A 24,149-nucleotide genomic window follows, 5' to 3' on the forward strand; every position below is an offset into this window, starting at 1 on the left:
GGGGGGCGGGCCGGGGGGGGGGGGGGGGGGGGGGGGGTGTGGGGGGGGGGGGGGGGGGGGGGGGGGGGGCGCCCCCCCCCCCCCCCGCCTGTCATTAGGAACACAGGAGACCCATCACGATGAGCGACGCGCTTTGCTTTCTGTCCGCCGTCGAACTGCAGGGCCGGATCCGGCGCAAGGAGGTATCGCCGGTGGAAGTGGTCCGGGCCGTGCTGGAACGCGCCGCGCGCCTCCAGCCCGAGCTGAACTGCCTGATCACCGTATGCGCAGACGAGGCGCTGGCGGCGGCCCGCGAGGCCGAGCACGCGGTGATGGCCGGCCAGCCCCTGGGACCGCTGCACGGCATTCCCTTCACCGTCAAGGACATCGTCAATACGCGCGGCGTGCGCACCACCTTCGGCGCCGTGCCCATGCGCGACAACGTGCCGACCGAGGATGCGGTGGCGGTCAGCCGCTTGCGTGAGCAGGGGGCCATCCTGGTGGCCAAGACCACTTCGCCCGAATTCGGCTCCAAGTGCCTGACCGATTCCCCGCTGTTCGGGCGCACCCGCAATGCGTGGAGCGCGGAACGGACCAGCGGCGGCTCCAGCGGCGGCGCCGCGGTGGCCGTGGCCGCCGGCATCGCCCCGTTGGCCGTGGCGACCGACGGCGGCGGTTCCACGCGCATTCCGGCGGCCTGCAATGGCGTGGTCGGCATCAAGCAGAGCCAGGGCGTGATCCCGCACAGCCAGGCGCAGGACCTGTTCTGCAACCAGACCTATGTCACCCCGACCACGCGCACGGTCGCGGACACCGGCCTGATGATGCAGGCCATGGCTGGCGAGCATCCGTGCGATCCGTGGTCGATCGGCATCCCCACGCCGGATTATGTCGACGCCGCGCAGCCTCGCGGCGACCTGCGCGGCCGGCGCGTCCTGTATTGCGCGGCGCCGCCGGGACGGCTGGTATCCGCCGATGTCGCCAGCGCGTTCGAGGCGAGCCTGCGGAAGCTGGCAGAGCTGGGCGCGGAGCTGGAGCCCTTCTCTGGCGAGGGCTTCGACGTGGAGCCGATCTGGCGCGCGATCAATCACACCGTCTGGCGCACGCGCTTCGTCGATATCGTCGCCCGGCATGGCAGCGACCTCAGCCCCACCTTCGTGCGGCAGGTCGAATCGGCCGCGCACTTCAGCGGCGTGGAATACCAGCAGGCCATGTTCGAGCGCTCCAGGCTGTTCCAGCGCGTGCAGGCGCTGCTGCAGCGCGGCGACCTGCTCGCCATGCCCACGCTGACGCGCACGGCGCTGCCGATTGGGCAGGACCTGTTCGGCACCATCGACATCGATGGCACGGCTTATGAAAACGTCCGCGCCCACTGGTTCCCGTGGACCATGCCCTTCAACATGACGGGCCACCCCGCCATCAGCCTGCCCTGCGGGTTCGGCCGCGACGGGTTGCCGATCGGCTTCCAGCTCGTGGGCCGGTTCCGCGGCGATGCGGAACTGCTGCGCGTGGCTGCCCTGTTCGAAGCCGCGCACGGCCTGACCGGCCAGTGGCCGGCGCTGCCATGACTGTCCGCCTTTCCGCCATGTCTCCTGCTCTCAACGCTTCGCCAGCCAGCTCCACTGCCATGTATCAAGCCTCACGCCGCAAGTTCTCGCTCTCCGTTCTGGCGATGTCCGCCGTCGCCATGGCCGTTCCCGCCGCTACCGCATTCGCCGCGGACAATGCCGAGCCCATGCACATCATCGTCGGCTACGCGCCGGGCGGTGCAGCCGACAGCCTGGCGCGCATCTATGCCGAGCAGTTGCGCCAGGATGGCCACGGCACGGTCATCGTGGAAAACCGCCCCGGCGCCTCGGCGCGGCTGGCGCTGGACTACGTCAAGCGCTCTAAGCCCGATGGCAAGACCGTGTTCATCGGCCCGTCGCCGCTCTTCACCATTTTCCCGCTGACCTACAAGAAGCTGTCGTATGACGCCGACAAGGACCTGGTCCCGGCCGCCGTGCTGACCGACGTGCCAACGGTCGTCGCCGCGGGCGTGCAGCAGCCCTACAAGAACATGAAGGAATACATGGACTGGGCGCGCCGCAATCCGGACAAGGCCAGCCTGGGCCTGGCCACGATCGGCAGCGCGGGCCATCTCGGTACGATCGCGCTGGGCAAGGCCGCCGGCGTGGCCATTACGCCGGCCGCCTATCGCGGCGCATCGCCGATGCTCGTCGACGTGATCAGCGGCAATGTGTCGATCGGCTGGGATGCGGTGGCCAGCATGATGCCGCTCTACAAGGGCGGCAAGCTGCAGTTCCTGGGCGTGAGCGGCACGCGGCGCGCCAAGGCGCTGCCCGACGTGCCCACCATGAAGGAACAGGGCTTCAGCCAGTATGACTACGCGACCAGCTGGTACGGCGTGTTCGTGCCCGCCGGCACGCAGCCCGATGTACTGGCCAAAGTGGAGCGGCATCGCATTCAGGTCGAACGCGCCGCGTGGCGGCCGATCGTGGAGGCGACTGGCTTCGTGGCGGAGGACTGATGAAGGAGTGCAAGGCGCCGGATCGCGTCGCCGTGAGCGACGGGGTTTCTCCCCTCTCCCGCAAGCGGGAGAGGGAGCACCGCTAATCCGCCTCCACCCCCAGCGTCTTCGCCAGCGGAATCCACCGCGCACGCTCATCGCGCACGAACTGGCCAAACGCCTCCGCCGAACCCGGCATCGGCTGCGCGCCGATCGCGTGCAGCTTGTCCTGCAGGTCCTGCTGCTTCAGCGCGTCGTTGATGGCACGGTTCAGCCCCGCCACCACCGTATCAGGCGTGCGCGACGGCGCCACGACGCCGAACCATGCGCTGGCCTCCAGCCCAGGATAGCCCAGCTCCTGCATGGTGGGCACGTCCGGCAGCAGCGGAAAGCGGCTGCGGTCCAGGATCGCCAGCGCATGCAGCTTGCCGCTCCTGGCCTGCTGCATCGACGAAGGCAAGGCGTCGAACATGATGTCGATGTTCTTGCCCATCAGGCTGATGATGGCCGGCGCGCTGCCCGCGAACGGCACGTGCGTGACCTTGAAGCCAAGCTGCGATGCCGCGTATTCGCCGGCCAGGTGCGTGATATTGCCGCTGCTGGCCGAACCCATGGTGAGCTTGCCGGGCGACTGCTTGCCCAGCGCCACCAGCTCCTTCACGGACTTCACCTGCAGGTCCTGCCGCGTGACCAGCAGCAGCGGCGACTTGCCCATGCCCGCCACCGGCCTGAAGTCCTTGACCGGGTCGTACGGCAGCGTGGTGTAGAGCGCGCTGTTGATGACCAGCGGCGCATTGGAGCCCACCAGGAAGGTCTTGCCGTCGGGCTCGGCCCGAGCCACGGTCTCGGCGGCGATGATGCCGCCCGCCCCACCCTTGTTGTCGATCACGATGGGCGTGCCTAGCGTGAAGCTGGCCTGCTGTGCCACCAGCCGCGTGATCTGGTCCGCCGCGCCGCCGGGCGGATAAGGCACGACAAAGCGAATCGGCTGCGCGCGTGTCTGCGAACCTGCGGGCGTAGCCATGACGCTGAGAACGGCTGCCGCAACGGCAGCTGCGAGGCGCAACGGGAATCTGGTCTTCACTGCTGTCTCCTCCTGGTTGGTATCTGGTTTGCAGCGACCATCGGCTGGTCCTACAACACGCCGCCCTTGCGCAACGCTGCGATGCGCGCAGCGTCGTAGCCCAGTCCCTCAAGGACCTCGTCGGTGTGCTCGCCCAGCGTGGGTGCGGAATGCTCGTAGCGGATCGGCGTATCCGACAGCCGGATCGGATTGGCCAGCCCCGGCGCGTTCATGCCGGCACTGTGCGGCAGCGACACCTGCATTTCCCGATGGCGCACCTGCGGGTCTTCGAACACCTGCTGCATGTCGTAGATGGGGCCGCACGGCACGTTGGCGGCTTCCAGCAGCTCGACCCATTCGGTCATGGTGCGCGCGAGCATGGCCTCGGCCACCTGCGGGATCAGTGCCTCGCGGTTGCGGTTGCGGTTCCCGGCCGTGGAGAAGCGCTCGTCGTCGGCCAGATCGGGCCGCCCGATCACCTTGCACAGCGCGCGGTACTGGCCGTCATTGCCGACGGCCACGATGACATCGCCTTCCTTGCAGCGAAACACCTGGTACGGAACCATGTTCGAGTGCGCATTGCCCATGCGCTGCGGGACCTTGCCCGACAGGAAGTAGTTGATGGCCTGGTACGAGTTGATGGTCACCACGCAGTCCAGCAAGGCCATGTCGATGTACTGGCCCACGCCGCTCACATGGCGGTGCTCCAGCGCGGCCAGGATGGCCGTGGTCGCGTACATGCCCGTCAGCAGGTCGGTGATCGCGATGCCCGACTTGACCGGGCCGCCGCCGGGCTCGCCATCGGGCATGCCGGTAATGCTCATCAGGCCGCCCATGCCCTGGAACACGAAGTCATAGCCGGGCAGCGCCGCATACGGCCCGCTCTGGCCGAAGCCGGTGATCGAGCAGTACACCAGCCGCGGGTTGATGGCGCGCAGGTCCTCGTAGCCGAGCCCGTAGCGCGCCAGCGTGCCGACCTTGTAGTTCTCGACCACCACATCGGCCTCGCGCGCGAGGTCGCGGATGATGGCCTGGCCCGCGGGCGTGGCGATGTCCACGGTCACCGAGCGCTTGCCCCGGTTCGCGCTGAGGAAGTAGGACGAATCGCGCGTCTCCTGCCCGCGCGCGTCGCGCAGGAACGGCGGGCCCCAGGCGCGCGTGTCGTCGCCGGCGCCGGGACGCTCGATCTTGATCACGTCCGCGCCCATGTCGGCAAGGTTCTGCGTGGCCCAGGGGCCGGCCAGCACGCGCGTGAGGTCCAGCACCCTGATGTGTCCGAGGGCTTTCTTCATGTGTCTCCTTCGTGTTCCTGGTCTGTGCTGCCCGGCTGCTCCAGGCGGACAGCCGAAGCTCAGCTTAGGAGTGCCCCGACATCGGTGTCCAATATTCATTTGCTCGGCGCCGATATCTCAGGGATATCACCTGGCAACAAATGAATATTGGACGAAGCCATGCCGCTCCCCTTAGCCTTGGCTGCAAGACGCTCTGGACGGACGCGGCCGAACCGGCCGGCATCCCGAAGCAATAGGCAGCATTCACAGATTCAGAAACGGAGAGACCACAACATGGCTGAATTCCTTCGCTACGAGCAGCAGGGCCACATCGTGACCCTGACCATGAACGAGCCCGAGCGCCGCAACCCGCTGACCGGCAATACCGCCGTCGACGAGTTCCTGGCGGCCATCGACCGCATCCACGGCGACCGCAGCGTGCGCGCGGTCATCATCACGGGTGCGGGCACCGCCTTCTCGTCGGGCGGCAATATCCGCGACATGGAACGCCAGGCCTCGGGCGAGGTCAGCGGCATGGAGATCCGCCAGGACTATCGCTGCGGCATCCAGCGCCTGCCGCTGGCGCTGTTCAACCTGGAGGTGCCGGTGATCGCCGCCGTCAACGGTGCGGCCATGGGCGCCGGCCTGGACCTGACCTGCATGTGCGACCTGCGCATTGCCTCGGAGCGCGCGCAGTTTGCGGAGTCGTTCGTGCGGCTGGGCATCATCCCCGGCGATGGCGGCGCGTGGCTGCTGCCGCGCGTCATCGGGCTGTCGCGCGCCGCCGAGATGATTTTCACGGGCGAGCCCATCAGCGCCCAGCAGGCGCTGGAGTGGAACCTGGTGTCACGCGTGGTGCCGGCGGAAGAACTGCTGCCCGCGGCGCACGCGCTGGCCGAGCGCATCGCCGCCAATCCGCCGCATGCCGTGCGGCTGGCCAAGCGGCTGATGCGCGAAGGTATGCATACGCGGCTGGACACGCTGCTGGAACTTTCGGCCGGCTACCAGGCGCTGTCGCACCAGACCGCCGATCACCGCGAAGCGGTGCAGGCGTTCCTGGAGAAGCGCAAGCCGGTGTTCACGGGGAACTGAGTTTGTGTGACGGGGCGGCCTGGCCGCCTAAGATTGCGTCAGGCAGGCGGTTCCCGCTCATACCGGCCGTGCCTCCGCGAGCACCTGGCCCCGCCACTTCAGCGGCAGGTCCGAAGGCGTCAGCAGATCGACGCGGATGCCGAGCATTGACTCCAGTTCATCCTGCAGGCCGCCGAGGTCAAACAACGTCGCACCCGGCAAGGCATCGACGAGCAGATCCAGGTCACTGCCATCCTCGTCAGTGCCATGCAGCACGGAGCCGAAGACGCGCGGGTTCGCTGCGCGGAAGCGGCTGGTCGCTTCGCGCACCGCGCTTCGCTTCATGTCAAGCGCAACCGACGGTCGCATGGGCATCCTTTCCATCAAAACTTGCTGCGATGGTAAGAAAACGAGATTCGAAATTTAAGGACCGCCTCCTGCCGATTGTGTCCCGTCAACCGTTACGGATTCCGTCTACCCCGCTGCCCCCAGCGAACCCTCCACATTCCGCACCAGGCTGACCAGCCGGGGCCCGACGTCTTCCAGCAACTGCTTGCTCTGCTGGCTGAACACGGGCACCGACGCAGCGAACAGCCACGCCTCGCCGTCGCGGCGTGCGCGCATCGGCGCAGCGATCGACTCGATTTCCCGATGCAGGTCGCGGTGGCCCCGGCAGAAGCCGTGCGCCTCCAGGTCGTGCGCCGCCTCCGCCAGCCTTCCCCGCAGCCAGGTTTCACGCTGTGGATCCGTAACGCGCAGGTGCTCCAGGAATGCGTTGCGCTCCGCATCGCCCATCATCGACAGATAGGCACGGCCGGATGCCGTGCGCGACATCGACACACGCGTACCGACCTCCGGACGATAGACATGGCTGCGGGCTCCCTGCGCGATTTCAACATAGGTCAGCGTGTGCCCGTTGCCGACCATCAGTTCCACCTGCCCTTCGATGTGGTCGGCCAGCTCCTGCATCAGCGGGCGCGCGAGCTGCCGCACCGTCATGCGCGCCAGCGCCGGCGCGGCCAGGTTCACCAGCCCGACGCCCGGCACGTAGCGCGACAGGCGTTCCGAATAATGCAGCAGGCCCAGTTCGCACAAGGTGTCGAGCAAGCGGAACAGGGTCGGCTTGGCCAGGCCGGTGCGCTCCATCAGTTCCCGGCTGCTCAGCTCCTGCACGGTCGGCGAGAAGCAGTTGAGGATGGAAATGCCGCGCGCCAGCGCACTGACCAGGCGAGCTTCGCCTTCGGCCTCACCACCCCCAACAGGCGGCGACGTCATCGAAATCTGTGATTCATTAGCCATATCAACGTCGGAGTCTGGAGTTTTTTGATACCAGTGTCTCAAAACCCGGATGTTGCCCTTCGCTTTTTCCGAAGTCAAATCCGGTATTTTGGGTTTACGTGGCAAATTTCCGACGCGAGAATCCCAAATCATCGTATCCGACGATCACTTTTCGATACCAACGTCTCAATATCCGATCCGTCGCTCGTCACTCGCTATCCGAAGCTGCTTTTCAGGAGACAACCGCATGCAACAAGCCGTCATCGTCGACGCCATCCGCAGCCCGATGGGCCGCTCCAAGCCGGGTTCGGCTTTCACCGAACTGCACGCCACCGAACTGCTGGCCCAGGTGCTCAAGGGCCTGGTCGAGCGCAACAAGCTGGACCCTGGCCTGGTGGACGACGTCATCACGGGCTGTGTCACGCAGGCCGGTGAGCAATCCGCCGGCCCGGGCCGCGTGGCCTGGCTGGCTGCTGGCTTGCCCGACCACGTGCCGGCCACCACCATCGATCGCAAGTGCGGCTCCAGCCAGCAGGCCGTGCACTTCGCCGCGCAGGGCATCATGGCCGGCGCCTATGACATCGTGATCGCGTGCGGCATCGAGTCGATGAGCCGCGTGCCGATGGGTTCGGCGCGTATCGGCCAGAATCCCTACGGCCCGTCGATGGAAGCGCGCTACGCGCCGGGCCTGGTGTCGCAGGGCGTCGCCGCCGAACTGGTGGCCGCCAAGTACGAACTGTCGCGCGAACAGATGGACGGCTACTCGGCCCGCTCGCACGAACTGGCCGCCGCCGCGCGCGAAGCCGGCGCGTTCCGCCGCGAGATCCTGCCGATCGTCACGCCCAACGGCGTGGTCGAGCATGACGAGACCATCCGCGCCGGCACGTCGGTCGAGAAACTCGGCACGCTGCAGGCCTCGTTCCGCAATGACGAACTGAGCGCGCGTTTCCCGCAGATCGGCTGGAACGTGACCGCGGGCAATGCCTCGCAGATCAGCGACGGCGCCTCGGCCATGCTGCTGATGAGCGAATCGATGGCACAGCGCCTGGGCCTGAAGCCGCGTGCGCGCTTCGTGGCCTTCGACGTGTGCGGCGACGATCCGGTGATGATGCTGACCGCACCGATCCCCGCCAGCCAGCGCGCCATCAGGAAGAGCGGCCTGAACCTCGACCAGATCGACCACTACGAGATCAACGAGGCGTTTGCCTGCGTGCCGCTGGCCTGGCAGAAGGCGCTGGGCGCCGATGCTGCGCGCCTGAACCCGCGTGGCGGCGCGATCGCGCTGGGCCACCCGCTCGGTGCGTCGGGCGTGCGCCTGATGACCACCATGCTGCATGCGCTGGAAGACAGCGGCGGCCGCTACGGCCTGCAGTCGATGTGCGAGGCCGGCGGCATGGCCAACGCGACCATCATCGAACGCCTGTAACGCTTTTGCGCAGGCCGGGATCTTTCCCGGCCTGCGCTGTATTTCCCGAACACCCCAATTCCTGAATAGCACCGGAGACTCAAGATGAAACTGACCGCTGATATGTCCGCCGTCGTGACCGGCGGCGCGTCCGGCCTGGGCCTGGCCACCGCACGCCGCCTGATCGAGCGTGGCGTGAGCGTGGTGATCGCCGACCTGTCCGAAGAACGCGGCCATGCCGCCGTCGACGAACTCGGCCCCAAGGCGCGCTTCGTCAAGGCCGATGTCTGCGACACCGACCAGATGAACGCTGTCTATGACGCCGCCGAAGCGCTCGGCCCGCTGCGCGCGCTGGTTCACTGCGCCGGCCTGGGCGCCCCAGTGCGCGTGGTCGAGAAGGACGGCTCGCCGGGCTCGCTGGAGAAGTACGAATCGGTGGTGCGCATCAACCTGATCGGCACGTTCAATGCGCTGCGCCTGGGCGCCGCCCGCATGGCCAGGAATGAAATTGTGGACGGCGAGCGCGGCGCCTGCGTGCTGACCGCTTCGGTGGCCGCCTATGAGGGCCAGATCGGCCAGATTCCGTATTCGTCGGCCAAGGCCGGCATCGTCGGCATGACGCTGGTGGCCGCGCGTGACCTGGCGCAACGCGCCATCCGCGTCTGCACGATTGCCCCCGGCCTGTTCGACACGCCGCTGCTGGCCAAGCTGCCGGAAAACGTGCGCACCTCGCTGGGCGCCATGGTGCCGCACCCCGCGCGCCTGGGCGCGCCGGACGAGTACGCCTCGACCGCCCTGCACATCCTCGAGAACATCATGCTCAACGGCGAAACCATCCGCCTGGATGGCGCCATCCGGATGGCCCCGCGCTGAGCCGCTGATTTCTTCACGACCGATCCCAAGGAACCAAGGACAAGCATGAGCGAAACGCTGCAACTCGAAACACGCGGCAACATCCTGCTGATCACCATGAACCGGCCCGAGGCGCGCAACGCCATGGACTTCGAGACCGCGACGGCGTTGGCCGCCGCGCTCGACCAGCTCGAGTCGCGCGACGACCTGAGCGTGGCCATCCTGACCGGCGCGGGCGGCACCTTCTGCTCCGGCATGGACCTCAAGGGCTTCCTGGCGGGCAAGCGCCCGAGCCTGCCGGGCCGCGGCTTCGGCGGCCTGACCGAGGCGCCGCCGCGCAAGGTCCTGATCGCCGCCGTCGAAGGCTATGCCCTGGCCGGCGGCTTTGAAATGGCCCTCGCCTGCGACCTGATCGTGGCTTCGAAGGCCGCCAAGTTCGGCCTGCCCGAAGTCAAGCGCGGCCTGGCGGCCGCCGCTGGCGGCCTGATGCGCCTGCCGCGCCGCATGCCGTACCACATCGCCATGGAGTACGCCCTGACCGGCAATCTGCTCGGCGCCGAGCAGGCTCATGCCTACGGCCTGGTCAATCGCCTGACCGAGCCGGGCCAGGCGCTCGAAGCCGCGCTGGCGCTGGCCGGGGAAGTCGGCGCCAATGGCCCGATGGCCGTGGCGGTCAGCAAGCAGATCGTCAGCGAATCGGCTGACTGGTCGGCGGCCGAGATGTTCGAGCGCCAGCGCCCGATCGTTGCGCCGGTGTTCTCTTCGGCCGATGCGCGCGAAGGCGCGGCCGCGTTCGCGGAGAAGCGCAAGCCGGTGTGGACTGGCAAGTAAGCGGCAAGTAAGCGGCAAATAAGCGGCAAATAAGCGGCATGAAGCGGTAACCCTTGCCCGTGCGGCCGGCCTTTTGCGCCGGCCGCACTGCCATCCACGCCTTGCAGCACTGCAGCACCACAGACAAAACCATGGAGGAGACCACCATGATCACCCGGCTGCCACAATCGCTGTTCAAGACTTCCGCCGCGCTGATGCTTCCGGGCATCCTGGGCGCGGCCGCCCTGCCCTACGCCGCGCAGGCCGCATCCGCGTGGCCCGACAAGCCCATCACCATCATCGTGCCCGGCGCGCCCGGCGGCACCACCGATATCCCGACGCGCCTCGTCGCGCAGAAGCTGTCGGTCCTGCTCGGCCAGCCCGTCGTGGTAGACAACCGCCCCGGCAGCGGCGGCATCATCGGCACGCAGACGTTCATGCGTGCGGCCGCCGACGGCTACACGCTGCTGGTCGGCAACACCGGCTCGCACGCCATCAATTACAGCGCCTACAGCAAACTGACCTACAAGCCTCAGGATTTCGTGCCGCTTACGGACATGATCTCCTTCCCGAACGTGCTGGTCGTCAACGCGCAGTCGCGGTACAAGACCGTGGCCGATCTGGTCGCGCAGTTGAAGAAGTCGCCCGGGAAGTACTCGTATGCCTCGGCGGGCATCGGCCAGACCACGCACCTGACCTCGGAGCTGTTCCGGTTGCGCACCGGCACCGAAGTCATCCATGTGCCGTACAAAGGGTCCACGCCGGCCACCACCTCGCTGCTCGCAGGCGAAACGACGTTCATGTTCGACAACATGACGCAGGCGTTGCCGCATATCCGCGCCGGCAAGCTGCGCGCGCTGGCCGTCACCAGCGCCGAGCGCCTGCCCGGCCTGCCCGATGTGCCGACCATGGAACAGGCCGGGATCAGGGATTTCGTGGTAATGGGCTGGCTTGGCGTTTTCGCGCCGGCGAAGACCCCGCCCGCGGTCCTTGCCGCGCTGCAGGAGGCGCTGGTCAAGGCCATGCGCGATCCCGAGATCGTGGCCAAGTTCCGCGAGATGGGCGGCATCGCTGGTGGCGAACCACAAACGAAGTTCGCGGCGCTCGTCGACAGCGAGGTGAAGCGCTGGGGCGAGACCATCAAGGCATCCAAAGTCAGCCTCGACTGAGGGACCTTCGCGACGCCTGCGAGCGAAGTCTGCGCGGGCCCGACCGATAGCCGCACAGGACATTTGCCGCGAGCCACCGGGCGGGTGCCAGCCACATTGACACCCGTCCGGCCAGCCCCTACGCTGGCTTCGCTCGGTGAATTCAGCGCCTGCTTAATCCTCATGTGAAATGGCGCGAGTCATCGGGACAACAATAACGACCCGAGACGTCCCCCGTGCCCTCCCGCTTCCACGCGCTCCGCCCGGCGCTCCCCATTCTCGTCGGCGCCTCCGTCATGCTGAGCCTGGCTATGGGCCTGCGCCAGAGCCTGGGCATCTTCATGCCGCCGCTGACGAAGGACCTTGGCATTTCGGTGTCCGACTTCACCGTCGCCATTGCCGTGCAAAACCTGGCCTGGGGACTGCTGCAGCCGCTCGCGGGCGCGTGGGCCGCGCGCGTTGGCTTCCGGCCGTTGATGATGACTGGCTCGCTGCTCTATGTGATCGGGCTGGTGCTGCTGTGCACCTCGCACGGAATGGTAGGCGTGACACTCGGCGCGGGCGTGGCCATCGGCGCGTCGATGGCGTGCACGGGAAGCGCCATCTCCATGGCGGTAGCGGCGCGGCCGGTGCCGGCGGCCATGCGCAGCACGGTGCTGGGCCTGGTATCGGGCGCCGGCTCGCTGGGTGCGCTGATCGCGGCGCCGATTGGCCAGGTGGTCTCGCAGTCGTTCGGCTGGCGCACCGGCGTGGCGGCGTTCGTCGTCCTGGCATTGGTGATGCTGCCCGCTGCCTGGTTCGCCGGCCGCGTGGACCGCCTGCCTGTCGCTACGCCGCAAGGGGCGGACCAGGGCAACGCGCGCCAGGCGCTGGGATCGGCCCTGCGCCACGTACCGTTCCTGGTCATGGCGATGGCCTATTTCGTTTGTGGCATGCAGCTGGTCTTCCTGACCACGCACCTGCCCTCATACCTCGATATCTGCGGCATGGACCCGATGCTCAGCGCGAAGGCGCTAGGCGTCATCGGCGGCTTCAACGTGCTGGGCAGCATCTTCTTCGGCTGGGCCGGCGGGCGCGTCAACAAGCTCTTGCTGCTGGGCAGCATCTACACCATCCGCTCGCTGGCGCTGACCTGGTATTTCTCGTCGGCACCCACGCCGGCGAGCACGCTGGTGTTCGCGGCCGTGATGGGTTTCCTCTGGCTTGGCGTGGCCCCCCTGGTGGCGGGCTGGATCGGCGAGACCTTCGGGCTGCGCTGGCAGGCCATGATCGCTGGCATGGCCTTCTTCAGCCACCAGATCGGCAGCTTTGTCGGCGCGTTCGGTGGTGGCCTGGTGTATGACGCGCTGGGATCGTACACGCTGGCGTGGCAGGTCGGCGTGGGGCTCGGCCTGAGCGCGGGGCTGGCGCAGATCGCCTTTGCCGTAGCGACGCAGCGCCGACCGCCCGCACTCGCCGCCACTTAGTCCCGGTATCAGGCCTGTCACCATGAGCCGTCGCGCCGCGACGGCTCAGTGCCACGCGCTGCCGACCTGGATGTAGAAGGCGTTCTGCCCCTTGCTGTGGGCGACGTCGATACCCATCGATACCCCGAGCTTGCGCGCGATCATGTAGCGAAAGCCCGCCCCCACGCTGTAGACATTGCTGGCATCGGAGAAGTCATTCCAGCGCCCATAGGCCTTGCCGGTCCCGGTGAAGCCCAGCACCGACCAGCGCGGCGTGACATCCCAGCGCAGCTCCATTTCCGCCATGACGGCATTGCGGTCCTGGTAGCGGCCCTTCTGCACGCCACGCAGGTCGACGTAAGGCTGCGCGTAGAACGGGACATCGCCGGTGGAAAAGCGCGTGTCGGCGCGCAGCCCCAGGATCAGCGTGCGTGCCAGCGGCAGCCAGGTGAAGCCGCGCGCGTTGTACATATTGAAGGTCTGCGTGCTGCCGAAACCGACGCGTGCAAACTGTGCTTCCAGTTCGGCATAGCTGCCGCGGTTCGGATAGAAGATGTTGTCGCGCGAGTCGTAGTCGACCACGATGCCGCCCTTGCCGATGCGCTGGTCCTTTTCGATATTCCCCAACTCGGTGGCGCTGCCAAACTTGAACGTGGCCGATGAATCGAACATGACGTAGCGTGGCCCCACGTACCAGGGCGAGTCACCGATGCGGACCAGGAACTGCTGTACCAGGAAGTTGCCCTGCAATTCGTAGGCGCGCGCCTGGTTCAGCTGACCAAAGTAATCGAGCTGGGCATCCACTTTTGCAATCGCGCCGAGATACCGGTAGCGGTCGCCGTCCCAGGTGTGGAAATGGCCCAGGCCAGCCGCCCAGGTGCCATTTTCCGTGTAGGCGCCGCCAACCACCGTGATATTCGGCGGCGCAGGGCCCTTGCCGGATGCCCTCGCATTGGCGGCGGCTTCGGCCATGGACTCCGAGAAGAACACCAGCCCGAGTCCGAAGCCATAGCCCACCGCAGGCTCGGTGATGATGGTCGGGACCGGCAGCGCACCTTTGTGGTTGAGCAGGTAGTCGCTCGCGTCGAACATGCCGTCCTCGGGATCGAAGAAGGACAGGCTGCGCGCGGGCTTCGCTTCTGGCGACGCCGGTGCCATTGGTGGTGCGGCGTCCTGCGCCAGCGCCGGACCCCAGGTCGCCAGTCCCAGCGCGGCCAGTAGCGCGGCCATCGTGTTCCGGGCAGATGGTGGCAGGGTTCTCATGCTGATCTACGTGTGCGTCCGGCTTGCCGCACGCCGTGGTTTAAGGTCAAGGCCGAATGTATCCCGGCATGGCGGCCAGACTTGGCCTGCCGTCATGAAACTTTTCGAAGCACGAATTCAACGGCATGGTCCGCGCGTGCGCTCGTGGCACCGTTGCTGGGCGGCATGCGGCCGGATCCGCCGCCCGCCTGCACTACAATGCGGGGTTTCCCAGCTCCGCGCCACCACGCCCCATGACGACCCTCGGAACCCCCCTTTCCCCTTCGGCCACCAAGGTCATGCTGCTCGGCTCCGGCGAGCTCGGCAAGGAAGTGCTGATTGCGCTGCAGCGGCTTGGTGTGGAAACGATTGCCGTGGACCGCTACGAGAACGCACCCGGCCAGCAGGTCGCCCACCACGCGCGCACCATCGCCATGAGCGACCCGGCACAGCTCAAGGCGCTGATCGAGGCGGAAAAGCCGCAGCTTGTGGTGCCCGAGATCGAGGCCATCGCCACGCCGATGCTTGAGCAGCTCGAAGCCGCCGGCGTGGTGCGCGTGATTCCCACCGCGCGCGCCGCGCGCCTGACCATGGACCGCGAAGGCATCCGCCGGCTCGCCGCCGAAACCCTGGGCCTGCCGACCAGCCCGTACAAGTTCTGCGATTCGCTCGAAGAACTGCAAGCCGCGATCGACGGCGGCATCGGCTACCCGTGCGTGGTCAAGCCGGTCATGAGCAGCTCCGGTAAAGGCCAGAGCAAAATCGACGGCCCCGAAGGCGTCAAGGCTGCGTGGGAGTACGCCATGGCAGGCGGACGCGTCAGCCACGGCCGCATCATCGTGGAAGGCTTTATCGACTTCGACTACGAGATCACCCTGCTGACGGTGCGCGCGCTCGGCGCCGATGGCCAGGTCGAAACCCACTTCTGCGCGCCGATCGGCCACGTCCAGGTCAGCGGCGATTACGTCGAAAGCTGGCAGCCGCACCCGATGCACCCGGCGGCGCTGGAAAAGGCGGAGCACATTGCACGCGCGGTCACGTCGGACCTCGGCGGCCAGGGCCTGTTCGGCGTGGAACTGTTCGTCAAGGGCGAGCAGGTCTGGTTCAGCGAAGTCAGCCCGCGCCCCCACGATACCGGCATGGTCACCATGGCCACGCAATGGCAGAACGAGTTCGAGCTGCACGCGCGCGCCATCCTGGGCCTGCCGGTCAGCACGGCGCTGAAGAGCCCCGGTGCCAGCGCCGTGATCTACGGCGGCGTGGAGGCCCGGGGCGTCGTATTCGACGGTGTGGCCGAGGCGCTGCGCGTGCCGCAGACCGAGGTCCGTCTGTTCGGCAAGCCGGAAAGCTTCACCACGCGCCGCATGGGCGTGGCGCTGGCCTATGCCGACGATGTCGACACCGCGCGCGCGCGCGCCAAGGAGGCGGCCAGCCGCGTCAAGCCGCGCGTGGCGGGCTGATGCTTACCGCATCGGCGATGCCTTCTTCTCGGGTGTCGCCACTTGCGCCACTTGCGCCGCCGCAACCTGCGCCGCGGCCAGCAGGGAATTGGTGCGTGCCCCGGTCAGGTCCGCGCCTGAGGGCGCCTGGTACAGGCGCAGGCTCAGTTCGGGCAGGATCGCCAGCAGGTGGTCGAACAGATCGCCCTGGATGCGTTCGTAGTCCATCCACCCGGTCAGCCGCGTGAAGCAGTAGACCTCGACCGGGATGCCGTGCGAATCGGGCTCCATCATGCGCACGTTGAGAAGCAGGTCCTGGTGGATCTCCGGATGCGCCTTCAGGTAGGCAATGCCATACGCGCGGAAGGTGCCGATATTGGTCAGACGGCGGCGGTTGACCGCATCGCTGCCGGCCTCGACCAGCAGCCGGTTGGCCTCGTCGACTTCGGCCTGCTTTTGTTCCAGGTAGTCGTGCAGCAGGCGGAAGCGCATCAGCGCATGGACTTCGTCGTCGCTCAGGAACCGCACGCTGCCGGCGTCGAGGCGCAGCGTGCGCTTGATGCGGCGCGCGCCAGATTCGAACATCTGGCGGTAGTTGCGGTAGCTTTCCGAAAACAGCTTGTAGGTCGGCACCGTAGTCACGGTGTTGTCCCAGTTCTGCACCTTCACCGTATGCAGGGCGATGTCCTTGACGTAGCCGTCGGCATTGCATTGCGGCATCTCGATCCAGTCGCCGATGCGCAGCATGTCGTTCGAGGTCAGCTGCGTGCTGGCCACCAGCGACAGCAGCGTATCCTTGAATACCAGCAGCAGCACCGCGGACAACGCGCCGATGCCCGACAGCATCCACAGTGGCGAGCGGTCGATCAGGATCGACAGCACCAGCACGCCGCACACCAGCCACAGGCCCAGCCGCCCCACCTGCACGTAGCCCTTGATCGAGCGTGTCTGCGCGCGCGTGCTGCCGGCATAAACGTCTTGCCAGGCGCCCAGCGCGCCGATCATCATCATGAAGATGCAGACCCACGTGCCCGCATGCGTGATCCGTTCGACGGCTTGCGCGTAGCGGCCGATATTCGGGACCTCGTCGGCGCCTACGGTAATCACCGCAAACCACACGGCATAGCCGAAGCGCCGGTACACGCGGTGACGCATGAGCCCCTTGCTCCAGCGGCCGTTGCCGGCCATGACCAGCAGCCGGTGCGCCACGCGCGATACCACCTTGGCCACCAGCCACTGGGCGACCGTGGCGACCAGGATCAGGATCGCCATGTAGACAAGGTTCTGCGCCCACGGGCGGGTGGGCATGGAGTGCTGGATCAGGTCCGGCAGGGCATCGAAGTCCATGAAAGCACGAATAGGCGGTTCACTCAGCCGCCCAGTGTACAAAAACGCGGCGGCAGCGCGCGGGCGGGCCTCCTTTGCCCCCCTGCCGGCTAGGCGGCGGGCATCGCCGTGGCCTCCGCCGCGCCGGGCTGCCCCTGCCCCGCGTACATCGCAAGCAACTGTTCGTCGGTATAGCCCCAGTCGGCCGGGTCTTCAAAAGCCACCACGCTGTCGTCGCTTTGGCGCAGGTCGATGACCTGCGGCGGCAGCGCACGCGAGTCCGCCACCGAGTAGAACGCCATCACGCGCGGCCGCAGCGGCTCGGATTCATGCTGGGCGCAGACTACCGCCAGCCGGTTCGAGCGCAGCCGCAGCACCGTGCCGAGCGGGTAGATGCCCACGGTACGCGTAAAGGCCTTGAACACGCGGCGGTCGAACAGCGTGTCGACGCGTACCGCCATGTATTCCATGGCGCGCGCGGGCGACCATTCCTGGTGGCCCGGGCGGCTGGAAGTCAGGGAATCGTACGTGTCGCAAATGGCCGCGATCTTGGCGTGGACGCTCAGTTCGCGCCCCATCAGCCCGAACGGATAGCCGCGTCCGTCCACGCGCTCGTGGTGGTGCACGCACACGTCCAGCACGACATTGGCGTTCACGCGCGCTTCGTTCAGGATGCGGTAGCCCGTTGACGGATGGCGGCGGATCTCCTCGTCCTCGCCGGGCTTGCGCGAAGCGGGCTTGTGCAGCACGGCCTCGGGCAGCGTCAGCTTGCCGATGTCATGCACCAGGCCGGCCAGGCCCAGGTCGCGGACCTCTTCGGGCGGCAGTTCCATGGTCCGCCCGACCGCGACCATCAGCGCGCACATGGCGAATGCGTGCATGTAGCTATAGTCATCGCGCGCCTTGAGCCGCGCCAGTGCGATCAGAGCCTGCGAATGCCGCGACAGCGACTGCGACGCCGAGTCCACCAGCAGCAGCGCGCCGTCGACCTCCAGCGCGCGCCCCATGCGCACGTCGGTGAACATCGAGCCGATCACTGACTTGCCCGACTGCAGCAACTCGCGCGCGTGGCCGAACTCGGCCTCCAGGCCGATGGCGGGGACTGGCGCGGGATCCGGCTCCGGCGTCTCCCAGGGGTTCAGCGCCGCCGGCGGCGTTGGCGCGTTGCGGCCCTTGAGGATGTCGATCCACAGCTCCTGCACGCCCGAAGACCGGATCTGGCCGACCTGATCCTCGCTGGTCACCAGGAACTTCGATCGAGAGAATGCCCGCGCATGCCAGGGCCCGCCCAGCTTGGCAACGAACATGCCGACCTGCAGTTGCTCCGCCTTGATTCGTCTCAACATGCATTGCCCCGTGTGAAATGGTGCCTCGTTCCGCCCCATATCGGCAGCCGCGGCCAGGACTTTAGGAAAATATGCAGCTGGAACGGAGCCGGCCGCCGCTGTCAAGCCACCGGACAATGTCCAGACGGGCTCCTCGGGCATTCCCGCCACACGGCCGGGCCCGGCTACAATGGCCCGCCAATCGCTTACCAGACGCCCGCAGACGCTCGCCGGTCATCCCATGTCCAGAACGTACACGCTAGTCGGCATTGCCCGCGCCAAGACCAATCGCCGCGAAGCTCTGGTTTCCCAGCTCGATTCGCTGCGCTCGCGCGGGTTGACGGAGCCGGGCTGCCTGAACTACCACGTCGGACAGGACGCAGAGGATGCCCAGGTTGTCGTGGTCTACATGGTCTGGGACTCCAAGGGCGCGCTGGAATCGCACCTGAACCGCGAATATATGCGTGACTTCCACGCCACGCGGCAGGAGCTGCTCGAAGGCGATTTCGACTTCCGCTGGCTGAACGCGGCCTAACGGTGCCAACGGCGCCGCGCGCCGCCTGTCTTGTCAATCTCCGCTGCCCGGTCTATCACTCTGGATGACGCCCCATGCCTTGCGGGGCGTGGCAGGAGCGCGCCATGGATGTCAGGGATGGTTTTGTCGGCACGATCGGACATACGCCGCTGATCCGGCTCGGCGGGTTGAGCGCCGAGACCGGCTGCGACATCTATGGCAAGGCTGAATTCCTGAATCCCGGCGGTTCGGTCAAGGACCGCGCCGCCCTCTACATCATCCGCGACGCCGAACGCCGCGGCACGCTGCGGCCGGGCGGCACGGTCGTCGAAGGCACCGCGGGCAATACCGGCATCGGCCTGGCGCATATCTGCGCGGCGCGCGGCTACCACTGCATCGTGGTCATTCCCGATACGCAGTCCCCCGAGAAGATGGCGCGCCTGAGCATGCTCGGCGCCGAGGTGCGCGCGGTCCCGGCCAAGCCGTACGCCGACCCGGACAACTACCAGAAGATTGCCGGCCGGCTGGCGGCGCAGACCGATAACGCCATCTGGGCCAACCAGTTCGACAACGTGGCCAATCGCCAGGCCCACTACGAAACCACCGGCCCGGAAATCTGGCATGACACCGCCGGACACCTCGACGCTTTCGTCTGCGCCACCGGTACCGGCGGCTCGCTGGCAGGGATCTCGCGCTGCCTGAAGGAACACAATCCGCGCGTGCGCATCGTGCTCGCCGATCCCTGCGGCAGCAGCCTCTACAACTTCGTCAAGCACCGCGAACTGAAGTCCGAAGGCAGCTCGATCACCGAGGGCATCGGTTCCAGCCGCGTCACCGCGAACCTGCAGGACACCGTGATCGACGACGCCGTGCGGGTCGACGATCAGGCCTGCGTCGACATGGTCTATCGCCTGCTGCGCGAGGAAGGGCTGTTCCTGGGCGGCTCCACGGGCATCAACGTCGCGGCCGCCGTCGCGCTGGCGCGCGAAATGGGCCCGGGCCATCGCATCGTCACCCTGCTCTGCGACCGCGGCGATCTTTACTTCGGACGGCTGTTCAATCACGATTGGCTGGCCGGCAAGGGGCTGGTTCCGACGCCATTCACGCACGCGTCGCCGCATGCGGGCTAGCGCCCTCGATCCGCCCTCAGTCCTCCTTCAATCCGCCTTGAGTCGCCGCCACAGCGTGGTGGGGCTGATCCCCAGGATATGGCAGGCCGCATTGCGATCGCCGCCGCATTCGGCCAGCACCCGGCGGATATGCTCGGTCTCGCTCGCCTGCGCGACACCCGCCAGCGAACGGCCGACACGGCGCCCAGGGCTGCTGCGCGTGCTTTCCTGCGCGGGGATGTCGACGAAAATCCGCGCCTCGGGTGCTGTCCCCACATCATCGCCGAACAATTCCGGCACCGCGGCATGCAGTTCGCGCTGCAGTTCGGCGGGCTCCAGCGGGCGGCCCGCCACGAGCACCGCAATGCGCTCGGTGACGTTTTCCAGTTCACGGATATTGCCCGGCCAGTGATAGCCAGCCAGGCGCAGGCGAGCGACCTCCGGCAGGCCCTCCTGATGCTCCAGCCCCAGACGTTCCAGCGCGCGCCGGTAGAGCAGGTCCGCGAGTTCCGGCAAGTCCCCGGCGCGCTCGCGCAGCGGCGGCACCTCGATGCGCAGGATGTTGAGCCGGTAGTAAAGGTCCTGGCGGAAGCTGCCTTCGCGCACGCGCTGCGGGAGATCGCGGTGCGTGGCGGCGATCACGCGCACGTTGACCGGCACGGCCTCAAGCCCGCCGATCGGCAGCACCTGCTTTTCCTGCAGCACACGCAGCAGTCGCGTCTGCAGCGCCAGCGGCATGTCGCCAACCTCGTCAAGGAACAGCGTGCCGTTGTGGGCCGACTCGAACAGGCCCGCCTTGCCGCCGCGCCGTGCGCCGGTAAACGCGCCCTCTTCATAGCCGAACAGTTCGCTTTCGAGCAGCGCCTCGGGGAACGCCGCGCAGTTGACGGCCACGAACGGGAAGGCGCGGCGCGGGCTGGCGTCGTGCATGCCCTGCGCCAGCACCTCCTTGCCGGTGCCGCTCTCGCCGCCGATCAGCACGGTGGAATCGACGGCCGCATAACGCCGCGCCAGATCGCGCAAGTGCGCCATGGCGTCCGAAGTGCCAGCCAGGTCTTCCAGGCTGTAGCGCACCCCGGGCAGCCGCGTCCGGCTGCGCGAGCGCAGGTTGCGGTCCACGCGCTGGATGGCGGTCGCGTCCTGCAGGGTCAGCAGCGCACCCGTGGTACCCGACTCGTTGACGAGCGGGATGCGATTGACCACGACCATGCGGTCGCCCACTTTCTGGATCGCCTCGAGTTCCTTCGCGCCGCTCTGGATCACGTCATCCAGCGACAGACCCGGCGACAGCGCCTGCAGCTTGCGTCCGACCGCACTCGCGGCCGGTGTGCCGAGGAAACGCTCCATCGCCGGGTTGAATGACTGGATGCGGCCTTCGCCGTCGACCGCGGCCACGCCCTCGTTGAGGTGCGCGAGGATGTTATTGACGTAGTCGCGGCGCCCCGACTCGATGCGCCGCAGGCGTGCCGCCTCGATGGCATCCTCCAGCGCCATGCGCACGGAATTGCCCGAGTACAGGAACACGCCGATCAGGCCGAGCCGGTCCGCCAGGTCGGTCACCAGGCCAGGGCCGACCACCACTTTCACGCCTTCCTGCTTGAGCGTCTGCACCCGCGCGGTGGCGTCGTCCTCGGTCAGATAGGTGTACGCGGGGATCGACAGCGAAAACGCACGCGTGAATTCGTCGACCTCGGCGTACGTGGACGCGTGCGTCACGAGCGCCACATGGGGCGAGATGCGCCGAGCGGTCGCCAATGCGCTCATCACGTCGAAACCGGTCACCTTGACCAGCACGACCGGAAGGTCCACGTGCTGGCGCAAGTAGGCGCCATTGGAGCCGCCCGATACCACGACGTCGAGCTTGCCTTCGCGCGCCTCGCGCCGAATGGCGTCGGCCGCGGAGTCGTAGGCACGGCCGACGATGCGGAACTCGGCCAGGTGAGAATAGGCTGGAATCAGTTCCGCGAAGGCGCGCTGCAGGCGGCTGATGCCCAGGGCCCAGATGCGCGGCAGGCCGGAAGGAGAGGCTGAGGGTGGCATGGTGCTTCGACGGTAAAGTGCTGCTATTGTGCCCGCCCGGGATATGAATTTCAATCGTGAAATTCGAATTCCACGCATGCAATGCAATAGTGCGATGAAATGCCTTTCCGCGCCGTTGAACACTCACCGCTTGTATCAAAATTATCCATAAAATCAATTAGTTAAGGACGCGCGCAAGGTTGGTCCGAGGGGCTGGCATAGCGCTTGCGTTATTGGTCCCGTTCCATCATTGCCCCTGACAACGAGACACCGCACCATGATCTATTCCGCATCCGACCTGGCCCGCTCGGCCGGCGCCCGCTTCCGCCAGGCCCTGGCCGAAGAGCATCCGCTGCAAGTGGTGGGCACCATCAACGCCAACCACGCCCTGCTGGCCAAGCGCGCTGGCTACCGCGCCATCTACCTGTCGGGCGGCGGCGTGGCCGCGGGCTCGCTGGGCCTGCCCGACCTGGGCATCTCGGGCCTGGAAGACGTGCTGATCGACGTGCGCCGCATCAGCGACGTATGCGATGTGCCGCTGCTGGTCGATGTCGACACCGGCTTCGGTTCGTCGGCCTTCAATGTGGCCCGCACCACCCGCTCGCTGATCAAGGCCGGCGCCGGGGCCATGCACATTGAAGACCAGGTCGGCGCCAAGCGCTGCGGCCATCGTCCGAACAAGGAAATCGTCACTCAGGGCGAGATGGTCGACCGCATCAAGGCTGCCGTCGATGCGCGTACCGACGAGAATTTCGTGATCATGGCGCGCACCGACGCGCTGGCCGTGGAAGGCCTGGAAAGCGCCATCGAGCGCGCCGTGGCATGCGTCGAGGCAGGCGCCGACGCGATCTTCCCGGAAGCCATGACCGACCTGGCCATGTACCGCAAGTTCGTGGACGCGGTGAAGGTGCCGGTGCTGGCCAACATCACCGAATTCGGCGCCACGCCGCTGTTCACCACGGATGAACTCGCCGGCTCGGGCGTGTCGATGGTCCTGTACCCGCTGTCGGCCTTCCGCGCCATGAACAAGGCCGCCGAGAACGTCTACACCGCCATCCGCCGCGACGGCACCCAGAAGAACGTGGTCGACACCATGCAGACGCGCTCGGAACTCTACGAGAGCATCGGCTACCACGCCTACGAACAGAAACTCGACGCCCTGTTTGCCCAGGGCAAGGCCAAGTAAGGCCAGCCGAACCGTACCTCACAAGGAGACCCTGATGTCCGAAGCACAACCGATCGCCACCCCGAAGCCCAAGAAGTCCGTTGCCCTGTCGGGCGTGACCGCCGGTAACACCGCCCTGTGCACCGTTGGCCGTACCGGCAACGACCTGCACTACCGCGGCTATGACATCCTGGACGTGGCCGATGCCTCCGATGCCTGCGAGTTCGAGGAAATCGCCCACCTGCTGGTCCACGGCAAGCTGCCGAACAAGGCCGAACTGGCCGCGTACAAGACCAAGCTGAAGTCGCTGCGCGGCCTGCCCGCCAACGTCAAGGCCGCGCTGGAATGCGTGCCGGCCTCGGCCCACCCGATGGACGTGATGCGCACCGGCGTGTCGGTGCTGGGCACCGTGCTGCCGGAGAAGGACGACCACAACACCCCGGGCGCGCGCGACATCGCCGACCAGCTGATGGCCAGCCTGGGCTCGATGCTGCTGTACTGGTACCACTTCAGCCACAACGGCCGCCGCATCGAAGTCGAAACCGACGATGACTCCATCGGCGCCCACTTCCTGCACCTGCTGCACGGCAAGAAGCCGTCGGCCCAGTGGGAACGCGCGATGCACACCTCGATGATCCTGTACGCGGAGCACGAGTTCAACGCATCGACCTTCACCGGCCGCGTCATCGCCGGCACGGGCTCGGACATGCACTCGGCCATCTGCGGCGCGATCGGCGCGCTGCGCGGCCCCAAGCACGGCGGCGCCAATGAAGTGGCCTTCGAGATCCAGAAACGCTACGACAACGCCGACGAAGCCGAGGCGGATATCCGCCGCCGCGTGGAGAACAAGGAAGTCGTGATCGGCTTCGGCCATCCGGTGTACACCATTGCCGACCCGCGCAACCAGGTCATCAAGGCCACCGCGCGCGAACTGTCGAAGGAAGCCGGCTCGATGAAGATGTTCGACATCGCCGAGCGCCTGGAAACGGTGATGTGGGATATCAAGAAGATGTTCCCGAACCTGGACTGGTTCAGCGCCGTGAGCTATCACATGATGGGCGTGCCGACCGCGATGTTCACGCCGCTGTTCGTGATCGCGCGTACGTCGGGCTGGGCTGCGCACATCATCGAGCAGCGCATCGACAACAAGATCATCCGCCCGAGCGCCAACTACACTGG

Annotated in this window: 21 protein-coding genes; 13 read left to right on the forward strand and 8 right to left on the reverse strand. The window is 67.0% G+C overall.

The window, feature by feature from the left end; all coding sequences use genetic code 11:
• The first annotated feature begins 119 nt into the window (after nucleotides 1-119).
• Nucleotides 120-1,547, forward strand: a complete 1,428-nt coding sequence (locus tag AC3FKG_RS25905; protein WP_488744498.1) for an amidase — start codon at nucleotides 120-122, stop codon at nucleotides 1,545-1,547.
• Between the two features lie 59 nt (nucleotides 1,548-1,606).
• Nucleotides 1,607-2,509, forward strand: a complete 903-nt coding sequence (locus AC3FKG_RS25910) for a Bug family tripartite tricarboxylate transporter substrate binding protein (RefSeq protein WP_488744499.1) — start codon at nucleotides 1,607-1,609, stop codon at nucleotides 2,507-2,509.
• Between the two features lie 82 nt (nucleotides 2,510-2,591).
• On the opposite strand, the gene AC3FKG_RS25915 is transcribed toward AC3FKG_RS25910, so the two are convergent.
• Nucleotides 2,592-3,512: a Bug family tripartite tricarboxylate transporter substrate binding protein gene (locus AC3FKG_RS25915; RefSeq protein WP_488744509.1), complete on the reverse strand. Its 921-nt coding sequence runs from the start codon at nucleotides 3,510-3,512 to the stop codon at nucleotides 2,592-2,594.
• 110 nt (nucleotides 3,513-3,622) lie between these two features.
• The gene (locus AC3FKG_RS25920) at nucleotides 3,623-4,843 is read right to left on the reverse strand and encodes a CaiB/BaiF CoA transferase family protein (protein ID WP_488744500.1); all 1,221 of its coding nucleotides are present in this window, start codon (nucleotides 4,841-4,843) and stop codon (nucleotides 3,623-3,625) included.
• Nucleotides 4,844-5,116: 273 nt separating this feature from the next.
• Here AC3FKG_RS25920 and AC3FKG_RS25925 point away from each other — a divergent pair, with 273 nt between their 5' ends.
• Nucleotides 5,117-5,914: a crotonase/enoyl-CoA hydratase family protein gene (locus tag AC3FKG_RS25925; protein ID WP_483711406.1), complete on the forward strand. Its 798-nt coding sequence runs from the start codon at nucleotides 5,117-5,119 to the stop codon at nucleotides 5,912-5,914.
• 57 nt (nucleotides 5,915-5,971) lie between these two features.
• Here the strand turns inward: AC3FKG_RS25925 and AC3FKG_RS25930 are convergent, their stop codons facing one another.
• Nucleotides 5,972-6,262, reverse strand: a complete 291-nt coding sequence (locus AC3FKG_RS25930) for a nucleotidyltransferase family protein (protein ID WP_488744501.1) — start codon at nucleotides 6,260-6,262, stop codon at nucleotides 5,972-5,974.
• 105 nt (nucleotides 6,263-6,367) lie between these two features.
• Nucleotides 6,368-7,168, reverse strand: coding sequence for an IclR family transcriptional regulator (locus AC3FKG_RS25935; RefSeq protein WP_488744502.1), 801 nt, complete (start codon nucleotides 7,166-7,168; stop codon nucleotides 6,368-6,370).
• Between the two features lie 250 nt (nucleotides 7,169-7,418).
• Here AC3FKG_RS25935 and AC3FKG_RS25940 point away from each other — a divergent pair, with 250 nt between their 5' ends.
• The 5 genes from AC3FKG_RS25940 (at nucleotide 7,419) to AC3FKG_RS25960 (ending at nucleotide 12,852) form a co-directional block, all read left to right on the forward strand.
• Nucleotides 7,419-8,597 carry a thiolase family protein gene (locus tag AC3FKG_RS25940; RefSeq protein ID WP_483711408.1) on the forward strand — a complete coding sequence of 393 codons (1,179 nt, stop codon included), beginning with the start codon at nucleotides 7,419-7,421 and terminating at the stop codon, nucleotides 8,595-8,597.
• Nucleotides 8,598-8,681: 84 nt separating this feature from the next.
• The gene (locus AC3FKG_RS25945) at nucleotides 8,682-9,449 is read left to right on the forward strand and encodes an SDR family NAD(P)-dependent oxidoreductase (protein ID WP_483711409.1); all 768 of its coding nucleotides are present in this window, start codon (nucleotides 8,682-8,684) and stop codon (nucleotides 9,447-9,449) included.
• Between the two features lie 45 nt (nucleotides 9,450-9,494).
• Nucleotides 9,495-10,259 (forward strand): crotonase/enoyl-CoA hydratase family protein, encoded by a 765-nt coding sequence (locus AC3FKG_RS25950; protein ID WP_483711410.1) that lies wholly within the window; start codon nucleotides 9,495-9,497, stop codon nucleotides 10,257-10,259.
• A gap of 146 nt (nucleotides 10,260-10,405) precedes the next feature.
• Nucleotides 10,406-11,407 (forward strand): Bug family tripartite tricarboxylate transporter substrate binding protein, encoded by a 1,002-nt coding sequence (locus AC3FKG_RS25955; RefSeq protein ID WP_483711411.1) that lies wholly within the window; start codon nucleotides 10,406-10,408, stop codon nucleotides 11,405-11,407.
• A 275-nt stretch (nucleotides 11,408-11,682) separates the two neighbouring features.
• Entirely contained in the window at nucleotides 11,683-12,852 is a 1,170-nt protein-coding gene (locus AC3FKG_RS25960) for an MFS transporter (RefSeq protein WP_483711412.1), read from the forward strand.
• 45 nt (nucleotides 12,853-12,897) lie between these two features.
• Here AC3FKG_RS25960 and AC3FKG_RS25965 read toward each other — a convergent pair whose 3' ends face one another.
• A complete protein-coding gene (locus AC3FKG_RS25965; protein ID WP_483711413.1) occupies nucleotides 12,898-14,094 on the reverse strand; it encodes a BamA/TamA family outer membrane protein in 1,197 nt (398 codons plus the stop codon).
• A gap of 233 nt (nucleotides 14,095-14,327) precedes the next feature.
• On the opposite strand from AC3FKG_RS25965, the gene purT reads away from it, so the two are divergent.
• Nucleotides 14,328-15,533: a formate-dependent phosphoribosylglycinamide formyltransferase gene (purT, locus tag AC3FKG_RS25970; RefSeq protein ID WP_483711414.1), complete on the forward strand. Its 1,206-nt coding sequence runs from the start codon at nucleotides 14,328-14,330 to the stop codon at nucleotides 15,531-15,533.
• A gap of 3 nt (nucleotides 15,534-15,536) precedes the next feature.
• Here the strand turns inward: purT and AC3FKG_RS25975 are convergent, their stop codons facing one another.
• Nucleotides 15,537-16,859: a mechanosensitive ion channel family protein gene (locus tag AC3FKG_RS25975; protein ID WP_483711415.1), complete on the reverse strand. Its 1,323-nt coding sequence runs from the start codon at nucleotides 16,857-16,859 to the stop codon at nucleotides 15,537-15,539.
• An 89-nt stretch (nucleotides 16,860-16,948) separates the two neighbouring features.
• Nucleotides 16,949-18,184, reverse strand: coding sequence for a cyclic di-GMP phosphodiesterase (locus AC3FKG_RS25980; protein WP_483711416.1), 1,236 nt, complete (start codon nucleotides 18,182-18,184; stop codon nucleotides 16,949-16,951).
• Nucleotides 18,185-18,404: 220 nt separating this feature from the next.
• Between AC3FKG_RS25980 and AC3FKG_RS25985 the strand changes: the two genes are divergently transcribed.
• Both AC3FKG_RS25985 and AC3FKG_RS25990 read left to right on the forward strand, forming a co-directional pair.
• Nucleotides 18,405-18,698 carry a putative quinol monooxygenase gene (locus AC3FKG_RS25985; protein ID WP_483711417.1) on the forward strand — a complete coding sequence of 98 codons (294 nt, stop codon included), beginning with the start codon at nucleotides 18,405-18,407 and terminating at the stop codon, nucleotides 18,696-18,698.
• A 104-nt stretch (nucleotides 18,699-18,802) separates the two neighbouring features.
• Nucleotides 18,803-19,807, forward strand: coding sequence for a cysteine synthase A (locus AC3FKG_RS25990; protein WP_483711418.1), 1,005 nt, complete (start codon nucleotides 18,803-18,805; stop codon nucleotides 19,805-19,807).
• A 27-nt stretch (nucleotides 19,808-19,834) separates the two neighbouring features.
• Here the strand turns inward: AC3FKG_RS25990 and prpR are convergent, their stop codons facing one another.
• Nucleotides 19,835-21,826 carry a propionate catabolism operon regulatory protein PrpR gene (prpR, locus tag AC3FKG_RS25995; protein ID WP_483711419.1) on the reverse strand — a complete coding sequence of 664 codons (1,992 nt, stop codon included), beginning with the start codon at nucleotides 21,824-21,826 and terminating at the stop codon, nucleotides 19,835-19,837.
• Nucleotides 21,827-22,082: 256 nt separating this feature from the next.
• Here prpR and prpB point away from each other — a divergent pair, with 256 nt between their 5' ends.
• Together prpB and prpC are read left to right on the forward strand one after the other, a co-directional pair.
• The gene (gene prpB / locus AC3FKG_RS26000; protein WP_488744503.1) at nucleotides 22,083-22,991 is read left to right on the forward strand and encodes a methylisocitrate lyase; all 909 of its coding nucleotides are present in this window, start codon (nucleotides 22,083-22,085) and stop codon (nucleotides 22,989-22,991) included.
• Between the two features lie 34 nt (nucleotides 22,992-23,025).
• Nucleotides 23,026-24,149, forward strand: a 1,124-nt coding sequence (gene prpC, locus AC3FKG_RS26005) for a bifunctional 2-methylcitrate synthase/citrate synthase (RefSeq protein ID WP_488744504.1), incomplete at its 3' end; no start/stop codon positions are given.

The sequence above is a fragment of the Cupriavidus sp. 22TCCZM04-2 genome, assembly GCF_057798895.1.